General features: G+C 62.8%; 23 protein-coding genes and 1 pseudogene. 14 read left to right on the top strand and 10 right to left on the bottom strand.

Translation table 11 applies throughout. From position 1 onward, the window contains the following. Nucleotides 1-11: 11 nt before the first annotated feature. Nucleotides 12-4,259: a DEAD/DEAH box helicase gene (locus PspR76_RS27345; protein WP_159960270.1), complete on the bottom strand. Its 4,248-nt coding sequence runs from the start codon at nucleotides 4,257-4,259 to the stop codon at nucleotides 12-14. Between the two features lie 167 nt (nucleotides 4,260-4,426). Here PspR76_RS27345 and PspR76_RS27340 point away from each other — a divergent pair, with 167 nt between their 5' ends. Beyond that, nucleotides 4,427-5,311 (top strand): sugar nucleotide-binding protein, encoded by an 885-nt coding sequence (locus tag PspR76_RS27340; RefSeq protein WP_159960268.1) that lies wholly within the window; start codon nucleotides 4,427-4,429, stop codon nucleotides 5,309-5,311. A gap of 167 nt (nucleotides 5,312-5,478) precedes the next feature. Here PspR76_RS27340 and PspR76_RS27335 read toward each other — a convergent pair whose 3' ends face one another. The 5 genes from PspR76_RS27335 to PspR76_RS27315 form a co-directional block, all read right to left on the bottom strand. Next, on the bottom strand, nucleotides 5,479-6,177 hold the full coding sequence (locus PspR76_RS27335) for an OmpW/AlkL family protein (protein ID WP_159960266.1): 699 nt from the start codon (nucleotides 6,175-6,177) through the stop codon (nucleotides 5,479-5,481). A 132-nt stretch (nucleotides 6,178-6,309) separates the two neighbouring features. Next, a complete protein-coding gene (locus PspR76_RS27330) occupies nucleotides 6,310-6,831 on the bottom strand; it encodes a DUF3299 domain-containing protein (RefSeq protein WP_159960264.1) in 522 nt (173 codons plus the stop codon). Between the two features lie 11 nt (nucleotides 6,832-6,842). Next, nucleotides 6,843-8,108: an ABC transporter permease gene (locus PspR76_RS27325; protein WP_110621737.1), complete on the bottom strand. Its 1,266-nt coding sequence runs from the start codon at nucleotides 8,106-8,108 to the stop codon at nucleotides 6,843-6,845. Between the two features lies 1 nt (nucleotide 8,109). Further along, nucleotides 8,110-8,820, bottom strand: coding sequence for an ABC transporter ATP-binding protein (locus PspR76_RS27320; protein ID WP_159960262.1), 711 nt, complete (start codon nucleotides 8,818-8,820; stop codon nucleotides 8,110-8,112). 152 nt (nucleotides 8,821-8,972) lie between these two features. Next, nucleotides 8,973-9,584, bottom strand: a complete 612-nt coding sequence (locus tag PspR76_RS27315; RefSeq protein WP_159960260.1) for a DUF2796 domain-containing protein — start codon at nucleotides 9,582-9,584, stop codon at nucleotides 8,973-8,975. 130 nt (nucleotides 9,585-9,714) lie between these two features. Between PspR76_RS27315 and PspR76_RS27310 the strand changes: the two genes are divergently transcribed. Continuing rightward, nucleotides 9,715-10,056 (top strand): hypothetical protein, encoded by a 342-nt coding sequence (locus PspR76_RS27310; protein ID WP_159960258.1) that lies wholly within the window; start codon nucleotides 9,715-9,717, stop codon nucleotides 10,054-10,056. On the opposite strand, the gene trxA is transcribed toward PspR76_RS27310, so the two are convergent. The 3 genes from trxA to PspR76_RS27295 all read right to left on the bottom strand — a co-directional run bounded on the left by trxA (nucleotide 10,053) and on the right by PspR76_RS27295 (nucleotide 12,161). Continuing rightward, entirely contained in the window at nucleotides 10,053-10,925 is an 873-nt protein-coding gene (gene trxA, locus PspR76_RS27305) for a thioredoxin (RefSeq protein WP_159960256.1), read from the bottom strand. The two genes, PspR76_RS27310 and trxA, sit on opposite strands and share 4 nt — an antisense overlap. A gap of 127 nt (nucleotides 10,926-11,052) precedes the next feature. After that, the gene (locus PspR76_RS27300; RefSeq protein WP_159960254.1) at nucleotides 11,053-11,709 is read right to left on the bottom strand and encodes a class I SAM-dependent methyltransferase; all 657 of its coding nucleotides are present in this window, start codon (nucleotides 11,707-11,709) and stop codon (nucleotides 11,053-11,055) included. Then, complete coding sequence (locus PspR76_RS27295) at nucleotides 11,706-12,161, bottom strand: YbaY family lipoprotein (RefSeq protein ID WP_159960252.1); 456 nt, start codon at nucleotides 12,159-12,161, stop codon at nucleotides 11,706-11,708. Before PspR76_RS27295 ends, PspR76_RS27300 begins: the two co-directional genes overlap by 4 nt. A gap of 139 nt (nucleotides 12,162-12,300) precedes the next feature. Between PspR76_RS27295 and nrdR the strand changes: the two genes are divergently transcribed. The 12 genes from nrdR (at nucleotide 12,301) to PspR76_RS27235 (ending at nucleotide 21,006) form a co-directional block, all read left to right on the top strand. Then, nucleotides 12,301-12,771 (top strand): transcriptional regulator NrdR, encoded by a 471-nt coding sequence (gene nrdR / locus PspR76_RS27290; RefSeq protein ID WP_162530299.1) that lies wholly within the window; start codon nucleotides 12,301-12,303, stop codon nucleotides 12,769-12,771. Next, entirely contained in the window at nucleotides 12,768-13,904 is a 1,137-nt protein-coding gene (ribD, locus tag PspR76_RS27285) for a bifunctional diaminohydroxyphosphoribosylaminopyrimidine deaminase/5-amino-6-(5-phosphoribosylamino)uracil reductase RibD (protein WP_159960250.1), read from the top strand. The genes nrdR and ribD overlap by 4 nt, the downstream gene beginning before the upstream one ends. Before the next feature lie 47 nt (nucleotides 13,905-13,951). Then, nucleotides 13,952-14,614, top strand: coding sequence for a riboflavin synthase (locus PspR76_RS27280; RefSeq protein ID WP_029299435.1), 663 nt, complete (start codon nucleotides 13,952-13,954; stop codon nucleotides 14,612-14,614). Between the two features lie 15 nt (nucleotides 14,615-14,629). Continuing rightward, nucleotides 14,630-15,721: a bifunctional 3,4-dihydroxy-2-butanone-4-phosphate synthase/GTP cyclohydrolase II gene (gene ribBA, locus PspR76_RS27275; RefSeq protein WP_159960248.1), complete on the top strand. Its 1,092-nt coding sequence runs from the start codon at nucleotides 14,630-14,632 to the stop codon at nucleotides 15,719-15,721. Nucleotides 15,722-15,809: 88 nt separating this feature from the next. Further along, nucleotides 15,810-16,286, top strand: coding sequence for a 6,7-dimethyl-8-ribityllumazine synthase (gene ribH, locus PspR76_RS27270; protein WP_003176356.1), 477 nt, complete (start codon nucleotides 15,810-15,812; stop codon nucleotides 16,284-16,286). Next, nucleotides 16,283-16,783: a transcription antitermination factor NusB gene (gene nusB, locus PspR76_RS27265; RefSeq protein WP_159960246.1), complete on the top strand. Its 501-nt coding sequence runs from the start codon at nucleotides 16,283-16,285 to the stop codon at nucleotides 16,781-16,783. Before ribH ends, nusB begins: the two co-directional genes overlap by 4 nt. Before the next feature lie 33 nt (nucleotides 16,784-16,816). Continuing rightward, nucleotides 16,817-17,782 (top strand): thiamine-phosphate kinase, encoded by a 966-nt coding sequence (gene thiL, locus PspR76_RS27260; RefSeq protein WP_159960244.1) that lies wholly within the window; start codon nucleotides 16,817-16,819, stop codon nucleotides 17,780-17,782. 55 nt (nucleotides 17,783-17,837) lie between these two features. Further along, nucleotides 17,838-18,563 carry a substrate-binding periplasmic protein gene (locus PspR76_RS27255; protein WP_159960242.1) on the top strand — a complete coding sequence of 242 codons (726 nt, stop codon included), beginning with the start codon at nucleotides 17,838-17,840 and terminating at the stop codon, nucleotides 18,561-18,563. A gap of 129 nt (nucleotides 18,564-18,692) precedes the next feature. Further along, nucleotides 18,693-19,310: a GTP cyclohydrolase II gene (gene ribA / locus PspR76_RS27250; RefSeq protein WP_017135999.1), complete on the top strand. Its 618-nt coding sequence runs from the start codon at nucleotides 18,693-18,695 to the stop codon at nucleotides 19,308-19,310. After that, complete coding sequence (locus PspR76_RS27245) at nucleotides 19,307-19,726, top strand: nuclear FMR1 interacting 1 family protein (protein ID WP_159960240.1); 420 nt, start codon at nucleotides 19,307-19,309, stop codon at nucleotides 19,724-19,726. The genes ribA and PspR76_RS27245 overlap by 4 nt, the downstream gene beginning before the upstream one ends. Next, complete coding sequence (locus tag PspR76_RS27240) at nucleotides 19,723-20,523, top strand: cobalamin-binding protein (RefSeq protein ID WP_159960238.1); 801 nt, start codon at nucleotides 19,723-19,725, stop codon at nucleotides 20,521-20,523. The genes PspR76_RS27245 and PspR76_RS27240 overlap by 4 nt, the downstream gene beginning before the upstream one ends. 126 nt (nucleotides 20,524-20,649) lie before the next feature. Beyond that, nucleotides 20,650-21,006: a transcriptional regulator gene (locus PspR76_RS27235; RefSeq protein WP_159960236.1), complete on the top strand. Its 357-nt coding sequence runs from the start codon at nucleotides 20,650-20,652 to the stop codon at nucleotides 21,004-21,006. 9 nt (nucleotides 21,007-21,015) lie between these two features. Here the strand turns inward: PspR76_RS27235 and PspR76_RS27230 are convergent. Further along, nucleotides 21,016-22,917, bottom strand: a pseudogene (locus tag PspR76_RS27230) (TonB-dependent receptor domain-containing protein). Nucleotides 22,918-22,996 lie beyond the last annotated feature (79 nt).

Raw genomic sequence — 22,996 nt, 5'->3', positions numbered from 1 at the left:
CGATGGCGTCATCAATGCCTGATCAGTTTTTCCTGCACCGCCTGCTGATCAACATCCACCAACACCTGCTGCTTGCCCGCGACCATCACCGCCGCCGGCACGCCATCGCGATACACAATCCGATTACCACTCACCGCCGGCACCTTATTGCCCGGCAACAACGTGCCCACCAGGTTCAGCGGGTCCGCCCCACACACCGCAATCAAGCTGCCGTCATGTGGCCTGCGCCTGACTTCGCGCAACAACGGAATTGCCTCCGGCAACGCAAACTGCTCGCCCGCCAGGCCGCTGACAAACCGTCCGCCGCGAATCTCACCACGCGCCTCCAGCCGATGGAACGTGCGCAGCAATTCGCGCCAGCTCGGCAACCAGTCCGCTTCGCGCTCCAGCAGCCGCCAGAACACCACGCCATAGCGGCGCAGCAAGGTCATCGCCACATGTTCCAGCGTCTCGGCCGAATGCGCCCCGGCAGCGCTGGCCGAGCGGCGCACCAAGGCCCAGCGCCCGGCGTCGTCCATGCCGCCAACAAATGCCCCGCGCCCACGCCGGCTGCTGCGCGCCTGGCGTTTGCTGGCGGGCGTGGTCAGGGCGCGCAGGCCGGCGAAGCTGTCGGCATTCACCAGGCCGGCGCCGACCAGTTCCTGCAAGGCGCTTTCCAATTCGCTGCGCAGCAGATGGGCTTCGTGCACCAGCTCATCAAAAAACAACGCGCCATGCTCGCGTAAGGCCAGGTGGACTTTTTGCGCCTTGGGCGAGAGCGTGGTGCTGTCGGTCAATTCGGTGAGCCCACTCCACAGCGGCACCTGGCTACGCGGCAGCAGCACCACTGGCGTACTGCGCAGCGCCATCGCGCTGGCCTTGTTGCTCAGCCGCGTCCACACCAGTTTGCCGCTGCGGCACAGGTCGTCGAGCCAGGTGGAGGAAAAATCCTTGAGCCGCGCGCTGAGCAGGTCAGTGTCCCAGGCCGAGGTGGCGGCGGCGTAGCCTTCGAACTGCGCGACGATCTGCGGCAACATGGCGCTGCCCTGGCCGCGTGTGCCCTCGGCGAGGTGCTGCCAATCGAACAGAAAACGCATGAAGTCCTGCAACGCCACCGGCTCGATTTCCCGGCGCAGGCGCTTGACCGTGTAGCGGTGAATACGCGCGAGCAAATGTCGCTCGCACCATTGCTCTTGCGTGGCGCCAGGGCTGAAGCGGCCGCGCAGTACGTAGCCTTCCTGCTCCAGGCGCGCTAATGCCTGGGTCACGTCCGCCACCGGCAGAGCCAGCGGCGCGGCAATCTCGATCAAGGTCAGCGGGCCGAAGCCGCCGAGGCGTGCGCGCAATACTTCCGCCAGCGCCTCATCAACAGTCCACGGCTCATCAAAGCCCGGCAGCAGCGGCAAGTTGTGGGGATAGATCGCCTGTACACAACTCAAGCGTTCAACGGCCACCCACAGGCCATTTTTCAGCTGATAGGCGCGCCCACCTTTGGCCAGGGCGCGCAGCCACTCGGCCCATTGCGGCGTGACTTCGCTGGCGGCGATACAGGCCAGGCTCATCAACGCCTCATGCATTTCGTCCAAACCATGGGGCGCCGGCCACGCTTCTTCGCGTACGCCGGCGATGGCGTCGGCATCCAGCGCGCCGAGGTCGTCGGTGCTGTGCGGGTCGCTCCAGCGCCGGTTGAGCACGGCCTGGGTGCGGCGCTCTTCCAGGGGCGCATCGTCGAGAAAAGTGTAAGGGCGCGCGCTGAGAATTTCGGCGGCCATGGGCGAGGGCGCTGGCAGGTCGCGGCTGATCAGGCGGACTTCGCCGCTTTCCATGCGTCGCAACAGCGCCAGCCAGGCTGTGCTGTCCATGGCTTCGTGCAGGCAGTCGTCGAGGGTCTGTTCCACCAATGGGTGCTCGGGCACTTCACGCTCGCCGGCGAGGTTTTCCAGGCAGGCGATCTGGTCGGGAAACACGCTGGCGATCAGGTCTTCGCTTTTCATGCGCTGGATCTGCGGCGCCACTTTGCGCCCGCCGGTAAAACGCGGCAACGCCAGGGCCACCCCCGCGTTCCAGCGCCAGCGCACGCCGAACAGCGGCGCGTCGAGCACGGCCTGGATCAGGATGTGCTCGGCGCTGTTGCTGTTGAGGTAGCGCCATACTTCGTCCAGCTCGAAGCTGTGGCTGGTGGACAGCGACAGCACGATTGCATTTTCACTCGCCGCCGCCTGCAATTCGAAATTGAACGTGCGGCAAAAACGCTTGCGCAAGGCCAGGCCCCAGGCGCGATTGACGCGGCTGCCGAACGGCGTGTGAATGATTAATTGAGTGCCGCCGGACGCGTCGAAAAACCGCTCCATGATCAACGTGTCCTGGGACGGCAACGCGCTGAGCGCCAAGCGCGTGCGGGCCAGGTAATCGAGGATCTGTTCGGCGCTGGCGCGGTTCAGGCCGAGGGTGCCGGTGAGCCAGTCTTGTGCGGCTTGCAAGTCGCCGGGTGTGGCGCTGAGCAACGCGTCCAACTGCCCCTGGAAGCGCGCCACGGCCGCCGACAACTCGTTACTGCGCCCCGGCGCTTCGCCGAGCCAGAACGGAATGGTCGGCGGTTGGCCGTGCGCATCTTCGACGCGCACCTTGCCGGCTTCGACCCGCAAAATTCTGTAGGACGTGTTACCGAGCTGGAAGATATCCCCGGCAATACTTTCCACCGCGAAGTCTTCGTTGACGCTGCCGATATTCAGGCTCTGCGGCTCCAGCAACACGCTGTAGTCGGCGTTGTCGGGGATGGTGCCGCCGCTGGTCACGGCGGTCAGCTTGGCGCCACGGCGGCCGCGCAGGGTGTGGGTTACGGCGTCGCGGTGCAGGTAGGCGCTGCGGATGCCCTGGCGACCGTTATAGCCCTCGGAAAGCATCTGCAGCAGCGCCTGGTAATGGCGTTCGTCCAGCGCGGCGTAAGGTGAGGCGCGGCGGATAAGGTCGAGCAATGCCTGTTCCGCCCATTCCTGGGCGCTGACTTCGGCGATGATCTGCTGGGCCAGCACGTCCAGCGGCGCGACCGGGATCTGCAAGGTGTCGAGTTCGCCGCGGCGCACGCAGTCGAGCAGGGCGGCGCATTCGATCAAGTCATCGCGGGTGGTGGCGAACAGGCGCCCCTTGGGCGTGCCGCCGACCTGGTGGCCGGAGCGACCGACCCTTTGCAGAAAGCCGTTGATCGAACCGGGCGAGCCGATCTGGCACACCAGGTCGACGTCGCCGATATCAATCCCCAGCTCCAGGGACGCTGTGGCGATCAACACTTGCAGCTCGCCGGCCTTGAGCCGTTGCTCGGCGTCCAGGCGCAGCTCTTTGGCCAGGCTGCCGTGGTGGGCGGCCACAGCGGTCTTGCCCAGGCGGTCGCTCAAGTGCCGCGCCAGGCGTTCGGCCAGGCGGCGGGTGTTGACGAAAATCAGCGTGGTGCGGTGTTCGCGCGCCAACTCAGCGAGGCGGTCGTAGACCAGTTCCCACACGTCATTGGCCATTACTGCCGAGAGCGGCACCGGCGGCACTTCGATATCCAGGTCGCGCGGGCGCGCGTGGCCGATATCCACAATCGCGCAATCGCGGCCTGCGCCGACCAGAAAGCGCGATACCGCCTCGATGGGTTTTTGTGTGGCCGACAGGCCAACGCGGGTCAGCGGCTCGGCGCACAAGCCTTGCAGGCGCTCCAGGCTCAAGGCCATGTGGCTACCGCGTTTACTGGCGGCGATGGCTTGGATTTCGTCGACAATCACCGTGCGCGTGCAGGCGAGCATCCGCCTGCCGGAGTCCGAGCCCAGCAGCACGTAGAGCGATTCCGGAGTGGTCACCAGGATATGCGGCGGGCGCTTGCGCATCAGCGCGCGGTCTTTTTGCGGGGTGTCGCCGGTGCGCACGGCGGTGCGGATCACCAAGGGCGGCAAGCCCATGGCCTGCAACTGTTCGGTGATGCCGGCCAGCGGGTTTTGCAGGTTGATCTGGATGTCGTTGGACAGCGCCTTGAGCGGCGAGACGTAGACCACGAGCGTCTCATCCGGCAGTTGCCCGCCGTTGGCCAGGCCTTGGTGAACCAGGTCATCCAGCACGGCCAGAAACGCCGTCAAGGTTTTACCCGAGCCGGTGGGCGCGGCAATCAGCGTTGAGCGCCGTTGGCGGATCAGCGGCCACGCCTGGGCCTGGGCGCCGGTCACCGACGGGAAGCTGCTGCGGAACCAGGCGCTGACGGCGGGGTGGAAGCCGTTCAATACCGTGCCCGTGGATTCATGAAGGTTCATGCAGGGAGTTATGCGGCCGTCTCCCATAAGTTGCAACCCCGCACTTTATAAGTGACGGTTGCGCTACAAACCCGCAAAATGCAACGATTCTGGCAACCACCAACGGTAAGGCCCACAGGCCTGCCGATAATAACCATCGTTCCAAACAGACCGGGCCTGCTCAATCTATGCGAATGCGCCTTATGTTACTGGGCGGCGGGAATGCCCTCGGGCAGGCGCTTATTCGCCTCGGTGCAGAGGAAGACATCGGTTTCCTCGCACCCAAACCGCCCCAAGACGGCTGGGATGCCGCGAGCCTCACCCAATTGCTCGACGACACCCGTCCCGATGCGTTGATCAATCTCGCCTACTATTTCGACTGGTTCCAGGCCGAAGCCGTCAGCGAAACCCGCTTGGCTGCCCAGGAATTCGCCATCGAACGCCTGGCTGAGTTGTGTCAGCACCACAGCATCACCTTGCTGCAGCCTTCCAGCTACCGCGTGTTCGATGGCTCCCGTGCCACCGCCTACAGCGAAAAAGACGAGCCGGTGCCGCTTGGCCTGCGTGGCCAGGCGCTGTGGCGTATCGAACAGAGTGTGCGCGCGACCTGCCCGCAACATGTGCTGCTACGTTTTGGCTGGTTGCTGGATGACAGCGTCGACGGCACCCTCGGGCGCTTTCTGGCCCGGGCCGAGAAGCCGGATGAATTGCTGATGGCCGATGACCGGCGTGGCAACCCGACGCCGGTGGACGATGCCGCGCGGGTGATCATCTCGGTGCTCAAGCAACTCGATTGCGAGGCGCCGCTGTGGGGCACCTATCACTACGCCGGGCACGAAGCGACCACGCCGTTGGCGCTGGGCCAGGCGATCCTCACCGAAGCGCGTAACTTCCACCCGTTGGCGATTGAATCGCCTACCGCCCAGGCCCACGCGGCCCGGCCGGATGCGGCGGATGAACCGCAACACGCGGTGCTGGCCTGCAAGAAGATCCTGCACACCTTTGGTATCAAGCCACGGGCGTGGCGGGCGGGGTTGCCGGCGTTGCTGGATCGGTTTTACCGGCATAGCTGAGCGTCACACAAAACCAAATGTGGGAGCCGGTTTTGTGTGGGAGCTGGCTTGCCTGCGATGCTGACACCTCGGTGTATCAGTGATACCCAGGTGATGCTATCGCAGGCAAGCCAGCTCCCACACAAGCCCGCTCCCACATTGGTGTTGTGGTGTTGGTGAAATATCGCTTAGAACTTGTAACCAATACCTACCATGTAAACCATCGGGTCAACGTCCACATTGACCTTGGCGCGTGTGCCTTGGCCCAACGCATTGTTGTCCACGGTGGCCTTGGTGCTGATGTCGATGTAGCGCGCCTGGGCGTTGATCATCCACTTGTCGTTGATCATGTAGTCGGCACCGATCTGCGCGGCCCAGCCCCAGGAGTTTTCAGCCTTGAAGTTGCTGAAACCGGCTTGTTCCGCGCGGCTGCCGACGTGCTCGTCGTAGATCCAGGTGTAGTTGATACCGGCGCCCACGTACGGTTGGAAGGCGGATTTGTTGTCCAGCGGGTAGTACACGACGCTCAGGGTTGGCGGCAGGTGTTTCAGGGTGCCGAGCTTGCCGTTGGCGGCGCCGAGGGCGGTGTTCTTGATCTTCACGTCATGCTCGAACGGCGTGGCGGCCAGCAGCTCGATCCCGACGTGGTTGGTGAGCATGTAGGCAAAGTTCAAGCCCAGTTGGGTGTCGCTGCTCATGGTCGCCTTGCCGCCCAGGTTGGTGCCGGCCAATGGGCCTTGATCAACTTTGACGCTGCCGCTGTCAGCCTTCGGATTCACGGTAATTGCACCGGCGCGAATCAGAATGTCGCCCGCTTCGTGAGCGTGTGCGACCGGGGCGGCGAGGGCGAGCGCGAAGAGGGACGCGCCGAGCAGAGACTTGTTCATGGGAGCTCCAAAAGGACGTTAAAAGTTGTACGTCCAATGGTAAAGATCGTTCCGTTCGATCCTTTGACTCAGCTCAACGAAAGGGTAAACACGGATCAAAAACTGTGGGACCTTCAGTGTTCCTGAGGAGGGCTATTCCTGCAGCTCGTAGACATAAATCTTGTCGGCATCCATCTGGTAACCGGCATCTGCCAGCTCACTCGAAGACGGCTTGACCTGCATCGAACCTTCGATCCAATACGGCTGATACAGCTCATCAAGTTTCACCCCGACTTCGCTTTTCACATGGACGATCTGGTTCGACGGCGGTGGCGGTACGTGGATGCACGCGCCGAAATACGGCACCAGCAAAAACTCGGTGGTGCGGCCTTCTTCGCTGACTTCCAGCGGCACGATATAACCCGGCAGGCGGATGTGCTGGCCGTCGAGGCTTTGCACCACCGGCGCGTTGGGCAAGTCCTGCTTGGCGGCCGGCGCCGACTCCACCGACAACGCATCGGCCATGTTCGACAGGTCGTGCAGCGGCTTCATATTGGGGATTTCCGGCGGCGCATCCGGCGGGATCATTTCCTGCCAGGACAAGTCCTTGGGCTGATCTTCCGCCCACGCGGGCAGCGCCATCAACAGCAACAATGCAAACAGGGCACGACGCATCGAAGCCTTCCTCATAAACGTATGGACAGGCCATCGGCCAGGGATTGTCGATAGGCGCGCCACGCGGGCACGCTGCCCATCAACAGCGCCGCCGCGAGGATGCCGGCGAGCAGCGTCCATTCATATTCGCTGGGCCATGACATCGGCAAGTCCAGGCCGTAGTTGGCCTGCAAATACCCACGCGATGCGGCGATGCACACGTACAGCAGACCAACGCCCGCCACCACGCCAGACAGCGCCAGGGCGAAGGCTTCGAAGATCAGCAATGTCGCGATATGCCAAGGCCGTGCGCCCACCGAACGCAGGATCGCCATCTCGCGGCGGCGTTCATTGAGGCTGGTGAGGATGGCTGTGAGCATGCCGATCAAACCGGTCAGCACCACAAACAGCGAGATCACGAACAGCGCTTTTTCGGCGGTGCCCATCATGCTCCACAACTCTTGCAGCGCCACGCCAGGCAGGATCGCCAGCATCGGCTCGCCGCGAAATTCATTGATTTCGCGTTGCAAAGCAAAGGTGGAAATCTTGTTGTTCAGCCCCAGCATGAACGCGGTGATGGCTTGCGGGGTCAGGTCCATATTGCGCGCCTGATCGGCGCTGATGCGGCCTTTGCCCTGGGCCGGCACGCCGTTGTGCCAGTCGATATGGATCGCCTCCATGCCGCCGAGGCTGATATGCAGCGTGCGGTCCACCGGCGTGCCGGTGCGTTTCAGAATGCCGACCACGGTGAACGGCTTGTCATCGTGCTTGACCAGGCTGACCACCGCCACGCCATGGGCCAACACCAGCTTGTCGCCCAGCTTGTAGTGCAGCGCATCGGCGACTTCGGCGCCGAGCACCACTTCAAACGGGTCGGTGGCGAAGGCGCGGCCGCTGGCCAGTTCGAGGTTCTGTTTGCGGCCGTATTGGTAGTGCTCGAAGTAGGATTCGTTGGTGCCCATCACGCGGTAGCCGCGATGGGAGTCGCCGAGGGAAATCGGGATCGCCCATTTCACCTGTGGGCTGGCGGCGAAGTGCTCGTAGCTGTCCCAACGGATGTTGTTGGTGGCATTGCCGATGCGGAACACCGAGTACAGCAGCAAGTTGACCGAGCCGGAACGCGCGCCGACGATCAGGTCGGTGCCGCTGATGGTGCTGGCGAAACTGTTGCGCGCCTCAACGCGCACGCGTTCTACCGCGAGCAGCAAGCAGACGGAAAGCGCGATGGCGAAGGCGGTGAGGATCGCGGTAAAGCGGCGGTTAGCCAGGCTGGCCATGGCTAGACGAAACAAATACATCTCAAACCTCTGCGGGCGTGGCGGCGCGATTGAGTTCGGCCAGCGACAGGTGGCGGTCGAACAGCGGCGCGAGGCTCTGGTCATGGCTGACAAACAACAGGCTGGCGCCGGCATCCCGGCATTCGGCGAACAACAATTGAATGAAGGCTTCGCGGGCGTCGTAGTCCAGTGCCGAGGTGGGTTCGTCGGCGATCACCAGTTCCGGTTGGCCAATCAATGCGCGGGCGGCGGCCACGCGCTGTTGTTGGCCGATGGACAGTGAGTCGGCGCGGCGCTCCAGCAGGTTTTTATCTTTCAAACCCAGGTGCGCCAACAAGGTCGCGGCGGCCTGGTCGACGCTGCCGTGGCGTTGAACCGCCCGTTGCGCGCGCAGCTTGGAAAAGTGACAAGGCAGCTCGACGTTCTCGCGCACCGACAGGAACGGCAGCAAGTTGAACTGCTGAAAAATGTAGCCGGTGTGGTCGACGCGAAAGCGGTCGCGGGCGCCGGCCGACAGTTCGGTCAGCTCCTGGCCGAGCAGGCGAATGCTGCCCTGGCTGGGTTTCTGCACGCCGCCGAGCAAACCGAGCAGGGTGGTTTTGCCACTGCCGCTCGGGCCTTTGAGAAACAGGGTTTCCCCGGCTTCCAGGCGGAACGCGGGGATGTCCAGCAACTGTGGGTGGCCGGGCCAGTTGAAGCCCAGGTCAGACAGTTCAATCAGTGCTTGGGTCATAGGAAATCAGTGGCCTGGTTTGATTTGGATGATGACACCGATCAATTGTGGGAGCTGGCTTGCCTGCGATGACGGCGGCACATTAAATATTGATGTGTCTGTTTTACCGCTATCGCAGGCAAGCCAGCTCCCACAGTGATTGGTTTATCAAATCAGAAATTCAGGGTGGCCGCCTGGGCCGTCGCTTCAATACCTTGCTGACCGCTTGGGCCGATCAGTTGTACTTGAATCTTCTGGGTGGCGGGGAAGGTTTTGAACACTTGGGTCAGGTCGAGGTTGCTCAAGGCCGTCGGCGTGGCGCAGGTGAATTGGTAGTGAGCGTGGATTTCGCTGTGATCGTGATGATGTTCGTGGGCTGCCGCGCCTTTGCCGTCGGTGGCGTGGGCGTCATCGTCGTCGTCATGATCGGCTTCCGGCTTGTCGCCGAACAACGGGCTGTTGAGTTCCTGGGTGCTGATCACGCAACCGGCAGACTTGGGCAGGTTGAACAGGGCCAGCGGGTTTTCCAGTTGCTTGCGGGCGGCAGCGACTTTGGCTTTGTCGGCAGGCGTCGTGGCTTGGTGTTCAAAACCCACGAGGTTCATGGCAGGGCTGTCGAATTCCAGCTCAAGCGCCTGGCCGTCGAGTACCGCGTTGAGGCGGCCGACACCGTGTTCATGAGCGCCGAGGCTGGCGTGTTCATGCTCATGATCGTGCTCATCGCCAGCGTGGGCGATAGCCAGCGGCAACAGGGCAAACGGCAAAGCAAGCAGCAGACGGCGCATGAGAAGGCTCCAGAACATGAAAGTTTTGTTATGTGATCTTATAACAATAGTGCCGGAGTTTGACCGCCCGCTTGGCGTTGCGCAAGCCGCGTGGGAGCATGCCGGTCAGAAAAGTGCAGGAGTAAGGACGATGTTGCGAATTCGTGGAACCGTCGGCGACGTGCCGGTGGACTTGACCCTGGAGCTGGACGACGGCGATTGGGCGCGGTTGGGCGCGCACTTGCAGGCGGCGCCAACGCCGAGCGCGCCAGCTGCGGCGCCAGTCAAACACAACGATGATCTATGGCAGAACGCCCAGGACCTGCTGCGCAAGGCCGGGCAACTCAACGGGCTTGAGTTGCTCGATCAATTGGAAGGCTTGGCCGGCGATGCCGCTTCCGGCAAACGCCTGCTGGTGCGCCTGCGCCATAGTGCCAAGGTGAAAGTGGCCAGCGGCGGGGATACGCCGCTGTACAGCTGGGTCGGCGATTAATACAGCGCGGCGAACAACTTGCGGCGGTACACGGTGACCAGCGGATGGTCATTGCCGAGTAGCTCGAACACCTGCAGCAAGGTCTTGTGCGGCAGGCCTTCGCTGTAGCTGCGGTTGCGGATAAACAACTTGAGCAAGCCTTCCAGCGCCGCATCGTATTGCTGGCGCGCCAGTTGCTGAATGGCCAACTGATAGGCCGCTTCATCGTCCTGCGGGTTTTGCGCCAGTCGGCTTTTCAAGTCGGCGGCGTCCGGCAGGTCGGCAGCCTGGCGCAGGAAAGTGATTTGCGCCTTGGCCCCGGCGAGGGCGGCTTTGTGATCGTCGCTTTTTACCGCGTCGAGCACGGTTTGGGCTTCGCCCAATTCACCGCGTTCGGCCAGGCAGCGCGCATACAGAATCAGCGCGCCGGCGTTGGTGTTGTCTTCGCCCAGCAGCGCGACCAGCACCGCTTCGGCGTTGCTGATACGTCCTTCGTTGAACAGCGCCTGAGCCTGTTCCAGCGGGTCAGCCGCGGCCGGTGGAGGCATCTGCACATGCGGCTCCAGCATCGCCCGCACCGCCGACTCCGGCTGTGCCCCGGCAAACCCGTCCACCGGCTGGCCATCCTTGAACAGCACCACGGTCGGCAAGCTGCGAATGCCAAAACGCGCAACGATATCCTGCTCGGCTTCGCAATCGACCTTGGCCAGCAGCAACTCGCCCTGATAACTCTCGGCAATCTGCGCCAGCAGCGGCATCAGCGCCTTGCACGGTGCGCACCACTCGGCCCAGAAGTCCACCAGCACGGGTTTTTCGAAAGAGTTCTGAATCACCGCCTGGTCGAAGTTGGCGGTGGTGACATCGAAGATGTACGGCGTGGGCTCACTCATGGGGCGTCTCGAATAAAGCGGGAATGGGGCAACTATAAGGTGATGGAGTTCAGATCGCTATCGCGGGCAAGCACGCTCCCACACTTGACCGCGTTCCCTTGTGGGAGCGGGCTTGCCCGCGATGGCTTTAAGCACGCCGCGAATGGTACAGGCTCACCTTGCGAAACTCCCAAGGCTCGGCCAAATCCGGCAACGTCAGTGCGTCGAGGATTCCCAGGCGCTGATAAGCGGGGTGCTGAAAGTCGCGTACGCGCGAGTCCGCCACCAAGGCTTCGCGGCCGCGGGTGAGGAAGTGATCGAGCAACGGCAGGTTGGCGCGGTCGTAGAGCACGTCGGCCACCAGGATCAGGTCGAAGCGGTCGGCTTCGGCGAAAAAGTCGGCTGAATAATTCAGCGCCACACCGTTGAGCTCGGCATTCGCCCGGCAGGCAGCCAGCGCCAGCGGGTCCAGGTCGCAGGCCACCACTTCCAGCGCGCCCGCTTTGACGGCGGCAATTCCCGCCACGCCGGAACCGGCGCCAAAATCCAGCACGCGCTTGCCGGCGACCCATTCGGGGTGCGCCGCCAGGTAGCGCGCCAGCGCCAGGCCGCTGGCCCAGCAAAAACTCCAGTACGGCGGTTCATGCAGGATGCGCCGGGTTTCCTCGGGGCTGAAGGCGCGGTCCATGTTGTCGGCGTCCAGCAGCCACAACGACAGCTCGGTGCCCGGCAGCGGGCAGGGCACCAGTTGCGCGTCGCCGATCAGCTCGCTCAGGGCGCGTTGCAGGCCCAGCGGTGGCGTCATGGTGCCTTGACGAGTTGCAGGGGGCCGGTGGTTTGGGTGATCGCCTGGGTGATTTGCACGGCGGGCAGGTGCAGGATCAACTGGCCGGACTGGCTGGCGCGGCCGCGCAGTTCAACCCGCGCACCGGCGGGGAAGGCTTCCGGGTTGAAGCGCAAGCGGAAGGCCAGTGGCTTGCCGTTGCCGGTCAGCACGCTGCTGGCGAGCAGCTGTTGCGGGCGGTTGCGCTCGTCGATCACCAGCAAGGCCAGTTCGACTTCAGCGTTGGCCGGCACGCCGTTGAGGGTGCCGTTGATTTCACGCTGGTAAGCCGGCAATGGCCCGAGGTCTTCGATGCCTGGGACTTTTTTCTCTTGGGCAGGCGTTGGTTGAGGCGCCGAAGGCTTGGGGGCTTCGCTGCTGCAGGCGACCAGAACACTGAACAGGGCGAGTAAAACAAGTGGTCGTAACTGCATGTACGGCTCCAGAAAGGGCAAAATCCGTGGCTTGAAGATTCAGAAACATAATAGTCAGCCTATATACCGTAAAGGCTATGGCTTGTCTTGCCACGGGGATGCGCTACCATGGCCCTCCCTTTTTTTGTTGCCTGCCACCATGCACTGTCCCTTCTGCGGTGCCAACGACACCAAGGTCATTGACTCGCGTCTGGTCGCCGAGGGCGACCAGGTACGTCGCCGGCGCGAATGCCTGGCCTCTGGCTGCGGTGAACGTTTCACCACCTTCGAAACCGCCGAACTGGTATTGCCACGTCTGATCAAGTCCGACGGCAGCCGCCAGCCTTTCGACGAAGACAAACTGCGCGCCGGTATGCAGCGCGCCCTGGAAAAACGCCCGGTGAGCGTCGAGCGGCTGGAGGCGGCGCTGGTGCATATCAAGCACAAGCTGCGTGCCACCGGCGAGCGCGAGGTCAAGAGCCTGGTGGTTGGAGAACTGGTGATGGGCGAGCTGCAAAAGCTCGACGAAGTCGCCTATATCCGTTTCGCCTCGGTGTATCGACGCTTCCAGGACCTCAATGAGTTCCGCGAAGAGATCGACCGCCTGGCCCGTGAGCCGGTCAAGAAATGAACCCACCGTCTGCTGAGCAAGCCGTCCTCGACGCCCATTACATGGCCCGTGCCCTCGAATTGGCGCGCAAGGGCGTGTACACCACCCACCCCAATCCGCGTGTGGGCTGTGTGATCGTGCGCGATGGGCAGATTGTCGGCGAAGGCTGGCACGAACGCACCGGCGAGCCGCATGCCGAGCCCAACGCCTTGCGCGCCGCTGGCGACAAGGCGCGTGGCGCCACGGTGTACGTGACCCTCGAACCGTGCAGCCACCACGGGCGCACGCCGCCGTGTGCTGATGCACTGGTCACGGCTGGTGTGGCGCGCGTCGTCGCCGGCATGCAGGACCCGAACCCGGAAGTGGCCGGGCGTGGCTTGCAGCGTCTGGCGCAGGCCGGTATCGAAACCCACAGCGGCGTGCTGGAAAAGGAAGCGCGCGCGCTCAACCCGGGTTTCCTCAAGCGCATGGAACACGGCCTGCCCTTTGTGCGGGTCAAGCTGGCGATGAGCCTGGACGGCCGCACGGCGATGGCCAGCGGCGAAAGCCAATGGATCACCGGCCCGGCTGCCCGCGCCGCCGTGCAGCGCCTGCGCGCCGAGGCCAGTGTGGTGTTGACCGGCGCTGACACGGTCTTGGCCGACGGCGCCCGCTTGACCGTGCGTGCCGCCGAATTGGGCCTGGATGAAGCCACCACGGCCCTCGCCATGTCGCGCCCGCCGTTGCGCGTGCTGATCGACGGCCGCCTGCGGGTGCCGCTCAACGCGCCATTCTTCAAGGCTGGCCCGGCGTTGGTAATCACCTGCGTGACGCCGGAAAACCAGTTTCCGCGCGGCCCCGAATGCCTGGTCGTGCCGGGCGTTGACGGCCAGGTCGACCTGCGCTCGGCGTTGGTTGCCCTGGCGGCCCGTGGCGTCAACGACGTGTTGGTAGAAGCCGGCCCGAGCCTGGCGGGTGCGTTTGCCCAGCAGGGCTTGGTCGACGAATACGTCATATTCGTTGCCGGCAAATTCCTCGGCTCCGCCGCCCGGCCTCTGCTGGATTGGCCGCTTGAGAAACTGGCCGACGCCCCCCAACTCAAGATCACTGAAATGCGCGCTGTGGGCGACGACTGGCGAGTCACTGCCATCCCGCTACCACCAGCGAGCGTATAATTCTGACCGGGCGCTCAAGTGCCCGTCCCGTTTTCCAGGAGAAGGCCATGTTCACCGGCATTATCGAATCCATCGGCAGCATCCGCGCCATGACCCCCAAAGGCGGCGACGTACGCCTGCTGGTTGAAACCGGCAAGCTCGACCTCGGCGACGTCAAGCTGGGCGACAGCATCGCCGTCAGCGGCGTGTGCCTGACCGTCATCGAGCTGCCGGGCAACGGCTTTGCCGCCGATGTCAGCCGGGAAACCCTGGACTGCACCGCGATGAACGACCTCAAGGCCGGCAGCCCGGTCAACCTGGAAAAAGCCCTGACCCCGACCACCCGCCTGGGCGGCCATTTGGTCAGCGGCCATGTCGACGGCGTCGGCGAAGTGGTTGCCCGCAGCGAAAATGCGCGTGCCGTGGAATTCCGCATTCGCGCGCCCAAAGAACTTGCCAAGTACATCGCCCACAAAGGCTCGATCACGGTCGACGGCACCAGCCTGACAGTGAACGCCGTGAATGGCGCCGAATTTGAACTGACCATCATTCCCCACACCCTCAGCGAAACCATCATGGCTTCTTACCAGCCAGGTCGCCGGGTGAACCTGGAAGTCGACTTGCTTGCCCGTTACCTGGAGCGCCTGTTGTTGGGCGACAAGGCCGCAGAGCCTGCTGCCGGGAACATCACCGAAAGTTTTTTGGCCGCTAACGGCTACCTGAAATCCTGACCAAGGGGGTGCCGCGTGGCGCTCAATAGCATCGAAGAACTGGTTGAAGACATCCGCCAAGGCAAGATGGTTATCCTGATGGATGACGAAGACCGCGAGAACGAAGGCGACATCATCATGGCCGCCGAGGCCTGCAAGGCCGAGCACATCAACTTCATGGCCAAGCACGCCCGTGGGCTGATCTGCATGCCCATGAGCCGCGAGCGCTGCGAACTGCTCAAGCTGCCGTTGATGGCGCCGCGCAACGGCTCGGGTTTCGGCACCAAGTTCACCGTGTCCATTGAAGCGACCACCGGCGTCACCACCGGCATTTCTGCCGCAGACCGCGCGCGCACGGTGCAAGCCGCCGCCGCCAAAGACGCCAAGGCCGAAGACATTGTCAGCCCAGGCCACATCTTCCCGCTGATGGCCCAACCGGGCGGCACCCTCGCGCGTGCCGGCCACACCGAAGCCGCCTGCGACCTGGCGCGCATGGCCGGTTTCGAGCCGAGTGGCGTGATCTGCGAAGTGATGAACGACGACGGCACCATGGCCCGTCGTACTGAACTTGAAGCCTTTGCCGCCGAGCACAACCTCAAGATCGGCACCATTGCCGACCTGATTCACTACCGCATGATCCACGAACGTACCGTTCAGCGGATTGCCGAGCAGCCGCTGGACAGCGAACTGGGCCAATTCAATTTGGTGACCTACCGTGATTCAGTGGAAGGCGACGTGCACATGGCCCTGACATTGGGGAACATTTGCGCCGAAGAGCCGACCCTGGTGCGCGTGCACAACATGGACCCGCTGCGCGACCTGCTGATGGTCAAGCAACCTGGCCGCTGGAGCCTGCGGGCCGCCATGGCTGCGGTCTCCGAGGCCGGCAGCGGTGTGGTGCTGTTGCTCGGTCACCCGTTGGATGGCGATGTATTGCTGGCGCATATCCGCGAAACCGCCGACCACACGCCGGTGAAAAAACCGACCACCTACAGCATTGTCGGTGCCGGTTCGCAGATCCTGCGCGACCTCGGTGTGCGCAAAATGCGCCTGATGAGCGCGCCAATGAAATTTAATGCGATATCCGGTTTCGACCTGGAAGTTGTAGAATACGTGCCCTCCGAATAAAGGCCGGCTGTTTTTGCCCCTTGTTCGCGGTTAAATTATCACTGAGGGACGCACTTTTCGCGTCCCGGCTCTTTAAGAGATTTGTCGAATGACCCTGAAGACCATCGAAGGTACCTTCATCGCCCCCAAAGGCCGCTATGCCCTGGTGGTTGGCCGCTTCAACAGCTTCGTGGTTGAAAGCCTGGTGAGCGGTGCCGTTGACGCCCTGGTTCGCCACGGTGTGAGCGAGAGCGATATCACTATTATCCGTGCCCCTGGCGCCTTCGAAATTCCACTGGTTGCGCAAAAAGTTGCTCAACAGGGTGAATACGCGGCAATTATCGCCCTGGGCGCAGTTATTCGTGGCGGCACCCCGCACTTCGAATACGTGGCCGGCGAATGCACCAAGGGCCTGGCCCAGGTGTCCATGGAGTTCGGCGTGCCGGTTGCCTTCGGCGTACTGACCGTAGACTCCATCGAGCAAGCCATCGAGCGTTCCGGCACCAAAGCTGGCAACAAAGGCGCTGAAGCTGCCTTGTCCGCGCTGGAAATGGTCAGCCTGCTGTCGCAGTTGGAGGCCAAGTGATTTCCGACGAGAGCGATCAGTTCAACCCCCAGGACCCACGCCCTGCGGATGCCGGCAAGCCGTCCAAAAGCGAAAAACGCCGTAAGGCGCGTCAACTCGCGACCCAGGCGCTGTACCAGCGCTTGATGGCCAACGCTTCGCTGAACGAAATCGAAGCGCAGTTCCGCGTCGATAACGACTTCACGTTCGCCGACCAGAGCTACTTCCACGACATCCTGCACGGTGTGCATGCCAACCTGACCGAGATCGACACGGCCCTGGCCCCATGCCTGGACCTGACCATCGAAGAACTCGACCCGGTTGAACTGTGCGTACTGCGCCTGTCCACCTGGGAACTGCTCAAGCGCGTCGACGTGCCGTACCGCGTGGTGATCAACGAAGGTATCGAGCTGGCGAAAGTCTACGGTTCCACCGACGGCCACAAGTTCGTCAATGGCGTGCTCGACAAGCTGGCCCCGCGCCTGCGTGAAGCCGAAGTGAAGGAACACAAGCGCTAATCTGCGCTTGAGTCCTGAATGGGTGAGTCCTGAATGGGTGAGTTCGAGCTGATCCGCAACTACTTCGCCGCCGCGCCCTGTGCGCAGGGCGGTGAAGGCATTGCTCTTGGGATCGGCGACGACTGTGCCTTGCTGGCGCTCCCCGCCGGGGAGCAGCTGGCAATCTCCACCGATACGTTAGTGGCCGGCGTGCACTTTGCCGACCCGTGTGACCCGTTCCTGCTCGGCCAGCGCTCGTTGGCCGTGGCAGTCAGCGACCTGGCCGCCATGGGCGCCCATCCTCTTGCCTTTACCCTTGCCCTGACCACGCCGACCGTCGATGCCGATTGGCTGCAACGCTATGCCCAGGGTTTGAACGCCATGGCGCAAAGCTGCGGCGTGGGCCTGGTAGGCGGCGACACCACGCGTGGGCCGCTGAGCCTGACCCTGACCGTGTTTGGCCGTGTGCCGGCCGGGCAGGCGTTGACGCGCAGCGGCGCGCAACCCGGTGACTTGCTGTGCGTAGGCGGTGAGTTGGGCAATGCTGCCGGTGCTTTGCCGTTAGTGTTGGGGCAACGCACGGCGGATGCGGCGATTGCTGGCCCGCTGCTGGCCCATTACTGGTCGCCACAACCACAATTGGCGCTGGGCCTGGCGCTGCGTGGCAAGGCTACGTCTGCCATGGATATCTCCGACGGGCTATTGGCCGATTGTGGGCATATCGCCAAGGCGTCGGCTGTCAGCCTGTTGATCGAGCGCCAGCGCTTGCCGTTATCCAGGGCTCTGCTGGCGTTTGTCGGCGATGACGAGGCGCGAGTCGCCGCGTTGAGTGGGGGCGACGACTACGTACTGGCGTTTACCCTGCCGCCCGCTGAGCTTGCGCCTTTGTTGGCCAGTGGCTGGCCGATCCACGTGATCGGCCGGGTTGAGGCCGGGCAGGGCGTCACCTTGCTTGACGCCAAGGGCCAGGACATCACCCCGGCCGTGCGCGGCTATCAGCATTTTCGCGAGACGCCGTAAGCCCGCCACCTGCGCTACCCTCTATACGGTTATCTCGGTGTAGGAGGTTGTCACCATGGATGTGCGCCGCTGGCTGCTGATTCTGCTGTGTGCCGTCGCGGCTCTGGTGCAGGCGGAGGACGCCCCGGTGCCTGGCAAGATCATGCTGGCCAGTGAGGAATGGAACGACTACACCAACAAGGATGGCAGCGGCCTGGCCTGGGATGTCTTGCGTCAGGTCTTCGAGCCGGCGGGCATTACCGTGCAAATCCGCAGCGTGCCCTACACCCGCTCGGTCGGCCTGGCCCAGCGCGGCGAGGTAGACGGCTGGGTCGGCGCCTATCGTGATGAAGCCAGTGGCGTGTTGTACCCACACTGGAATTTCGACGCCGATCATATCTACGCCCTCAGCCTGGCAACCACGCCAACACCCAGCATCGCCACGCTGGGCAATTACCGCCTGGCCTGGGTACGCGGCTACAAGTACGAGGAATACTTGCCGAACGTGCACCGCTTCAACCAGATCGAACGCCGCGACGGCATCCTGCCCATGCTGCAGCATGCCCGCGCAGACCTCTACATCGACGCCCTCACCGAGGCCAAGTATGTGCTCAGCCAGGCGGATGACGCGGCGCAATTCAAGCTCACCCACATCGCCGAACTGCCGCTCTACATAGGCTTCGCCGACACCGAGCGCGGGCGGGCGTTGATGACGGTGTATGACCAGCGTTTGCCCGCACTGGTAAAGAGCGGCGAACTGAAACCGATTTTCGAGCGCTGGAAACAGCCGTATCCGTTCTGACCTGCATAGAACCGGGATGAAGGCCAATCGAACCTATTGATCTTTATCAGCGATAATTCAGCTTAAGCGTCTGTAGGAACCTGCTGTTACAATGATGCCCTCTGTGAAATCTGAAATCAGGAGCACACGGTGCCCGTCGTTTTCGTCGCCGCTTCCAAGCTGCCTACCCCTTTTGCCACGTTCACCATGAACGGCTTTCTCGAAGAGGCCACCGGCCGCGAGCACGTCGTGCTCAGCCTGGGTGACATCGCCGACGGCGCGCCGGTACTGGGCCGCGTGCACTCCGAGTGCCTGACCGGCGACGCGCTGTTCAGCCAGCGCTGCGACTGCGGTTCGCAACTGGAAGCCGCTATGCGCGCCATCGCCCGTGAAGGCCGTGGCGTGTTGCTGTACTTGCGTCAGGAAGGCCGTGGCATTGGCTTGATGAACAAGATCCGCGCCTACGAACTGCAAGACGGCGGCGCCGACACCGTTGAAGCCAACGAGCGCCTGGGCTTTGCCGCCGACCAGCGCGACTACGCGATCTGCCTGCCGATGCTTGAGCATCTGGGGGTGAAATCCCTGCGCCTGATGACCAACAACCCGCGCAAGGTCAAAGCCTTGACCGAGATGGGCATCACCGTGGCCGAGCGCGTGCCGCTGCACACCGGGCAAAACCCGCACAACAAACTCTACCTCGCGACCAAAGCCAGCAAGCTCGACCACATGATGGGCAACGAGCATCAGGGCGAGGTCGACCGCGCGTGACCCGTGGCCAGGTGAAGCGGCGACTGTCCTTTAACTGGTGGCAGTACCTGGCCCTGGCACTGCTCCCGCTGTTCGTGCTCAACCTGGTGTTTGGCCAGGCCCAATCCCTGCTTCCCGTGCTGGCCATGCCGTTCTTTATCGCCGGTGTGGCCTCGATGTTTCTGAGCCTGCGTTATTTTCATGGCTATAAACACGCGCTGATCGCCACCGCAAAAGCCCTCGATACGCCTGAAGAACCGGCGGCCTGGATCACGCTCGCGGCCCGTCGTCGCACCGCTCTGCTGGTTGCCGCTGTTCCGGCCTGGATCGGTGCGCTGGCGGTGTTCGTTGGCCTGGAGGCGGTGCCGCTGTTCTTGCTGGCGCTGTCGACCCTGGTGCTGTTTTACCTCTACCGCATCCCCCGTCAACTGGGATGAGGCGCCATTGGCTGGCGGTTATGCTGCTGGCATTCAGTGCCCAGGCGATGGCGGTCGAGCGCGTGGTCAGCCTGGCGCCTTCTCTCTCTGAAATCGTGGTTGAACTGGGCGCCGCCGACCTGCTGGTGGGCGTGCTCGACGGTGGCGAGCGCCCGGCGGCATTGGCGCAAGTGCCGTCGGTTGGGCAGTACGGGCACCTGAACATGGAGCGCCTGCTCAGCCTCAAGCCCGACTTGATTCTGCTGTGGCCCGGCAGTGTCGGCCCCGCGCAACGTGAGCAATTACAGCGCCTGAACATCCCCGTGTATGTCGCCGAACCCCATAGCCTCGAACAGCTGACCACCCAGGTTCAGAGCATTGCCGAGCAATTGGGCCGAGTCGACGCCGGCCGGCAACTGGCCGCACAGCTACGCCAGCGCCTGGCCGGACTGCGCCAACGCTACCAGCGTGCCGAGCCGTTACGGGTGTTTTATCAGGTGTGGAACCAGCCGCTGTACACCGTGGGCGGTGGGCAGATCATCAGCGATGCGCTGAGTGTGTGCGGCGCGCGCAATGTGTTCGATGACCTGAAGCTGCCCGCGCCGCAGGTCAGCATCGAGTCGGTGTTGCAGCGTGATCCCGAAATGATCCTGGCAGGCGACCAGGTCCAGGTCGATGCCTGGAAAGCCTGGCCGCACATAGCGGCTGTGGCGCACGGGCGCTTGGTGGTGGTTCCCGACAAAGGCCTGGAGCGACCCAGCGGCCAGATGGTCGAGGCAGTGGCGAAGCTGTGCGAGTTAATTGCTCCACAGCGCTAGCCTGAAGGCTCAGTGTTTTCCTACCTGTTATTAAGATGCGTCCGCGGGGTGATTCCCGCGGCAGGGTTTTACTCTGCCGCTCGCGATGCGCATTGCATGGCAATTGTTCACATACAGGAGGTGGCCATGCGCCGTTTGATCATTGGTATTTCTGTCGCCATATTGCTGACCGGCTGCAACACGCTGGAAGGTATCTCGACGTTGATGAATTTCAGTGCCCACCCCGTGGCAGCCAAAGCCGCCGAGCGCGGGGCCACTAAGCAGGACATTCTTGCGATCCAACAACCCCAGGGCATCACTCAGGTTCGTAATGGCAGCTCACAGTGCTATGACTATGTGCTTGAAAACAAAAGCAAGAAAAAGGACTTATACATCGGGTTTACCGATACCGGAGCAGTTAACGCCTACGGGTTCATAAACTGCGCCGAGGCAATCAAGGCCGGGTATCTAAACTCCAACGAGCCTGCCCGCCAGATTTACTAAGGCGCCGCGCTACAACTGTGGCGTCCACGTCAGGCCCAGCATCCAGGTCTGGCCTTCTTCGCGGTAGTCCTGGTTATTGGAGAAGTCGGGGGCGTTGTAGTTGTAGCGCGCACGCGCGTATTGGCGATCCAACAGGTTGTCGACCTTCAGCGAAACGCTGACTTCATGAGTGACTGCCCAACTGCTGCGCAGCCCCAGCAAGGCATAACCGCCGAGGCGCTGGCGATTGTCTTCAGCGTCATAGCTGCTGCTGATGGCTTGCCAACTGGCGCCTACGCTTAACTTATCGAACTGGCGATCCAGGTCCAGGCTCAAGGTGCGCCGCGCACGGCGCGCCAGGGTGTGGCCGGTATCGCGGTCGCGCGGGTCGATGAACGCGATGCCCAGGTTGCCCTGCCAGCCGAACAGTTCCTGCTTGAGCGCCGCTTCAAAGCCGTTGATACGCGCCGACGCCACATTCTGTGGCTTGCTGTTGCTGTCCAGAACAATCGCGTCGCTTAAGTCGGTGCGATACAGCGAGGCTTCCAGGCGCGTGCTCTCACTCAACTGGCTACGCCATTGCAGCTCGTAGCTCTTTGAAGTCTCGGGCTGCAGGTTGGGGTTGCTGTACTGTGTCAGCGGGTAATAAAGGTCGTTGAAGGTCGGCGCGCGGAAGCCTTCGCTGTAGCTCAGCAGTACGTCATTGTCGGGGTTGATCGGCAACGTGAGGGTGCCACTCCAACTGTTCTGGCCGCCGAATTGCTGGTTCTGGTCGCGGCGCAGGCCCAGTTCGGTGGAGAACTACTCGCCGTGGAAACGGTGCTGCACAAAGGCGGCGCGGTTCCAGCGGCTGTTTTCGGTAAAGGTGCTGGAGCCGTGGAAGCGATCTTCGTACCAGTCGCCGCCGAGAATCAGGCTGTTCTGGTCGTTGAGCGTCAGATCGTTCTGCCAGTTGACCGAGTCGCGATAGGTATTGAACACGCTGAAATCGTCACTGAGCTTATCGCGCTTGGTATCACGGTTTTCGCTGTGGCCCAGCTCCAGGCGCGATTGCCAGTGTTCGTTGAGCCTGGCGTCGACATAACCGCTGGCGCTGCTGACGGCGTAGTCGGTGTAGGGCTTTTGTCCGACCGTCTGCTGAGTCGCGGCGTCGTAGCGACCGAAACTGTTGTCGTATTCCGACTTGCCGCGGTTATCCAATAGGTTAAAGCCCACTTCCAGCTCATCGCTGAGCCCATGGCTGAGGTTCAGGCTGACGGATTGGTTGCGGTAGGCATCATGGTCGCCATCGCTGGGAAACGACTCGTGCGTGGCATTGATCCCCGCCGTGTCATCCAGGCTCGCGCCCAAGTTGAAACGCGTGTGCTCATCCCCGCCGGAAAGGCCAAGGCTGCGTTCCCAGGTCTGGCGGCTGCCAAACCCGAGTTTCACACGGGGCTGCAGGCCCTGTTCGGCATTGCGTCGGGTAAATATCTGGATCACTCCGCCAATCGCATCGGCGCCGTAGATCACCGAGCGCGAGCCGCGCAGGACTTCCACGCGTTCAATCTGGTCGACGTTCAGGTATTGCAGGCCGCTATCGCCGGAGGTGGTATTGGCGATGCGCTGGCCGTCGACCAGCACCAGGCTTTGTGCGGCCTTGGTGCCGCGAATGAAGATCCCCGGCAAACTGCCGCGGCCACCGGTGGGCGCCACTTGCACGCCGGGTACGCGGCCGAGCAGGTCGGTCACGCTGGTGGGTTACAGGCGGTCGATGTCGTCGCGGGTGAACACCGTGTTGGCGGCGCTGCTGTCGTTGCGCGCCTGTACCTGGCGGTTGGCGCTGATGACCACGTCGGGGAGTTTCAGCGCGTCGTCGCGCTCGAACGAATCGGCCAGCAGGTCGGGGGCGGGGAGCAGCAGCAAGGGAAGGGCAAAGCGAAGGTGGTTCATGGGCTGTCCATAGCATTTATCAGCAATACAAAACCAATGTGGGAGCTGGCTTGCCTGCGATGCAGACACCTCGGTTTGT

Origin of the sequence: Pseudomonas sp. R76 (genome assembly GCF_009834565.1) — a bacterium.
Classification (GTDB): Bacteria; Pseudomonadota; Gammaproteobacteria; order Pseudomonadales; family Pseudomonadaceae; genus Aquipseudomonas.
The sequence above is the reverse complement of the archived record's forward strand: the minus strand, read 5'-3'. Positions and strand labels throughout refer to the sequence as shown.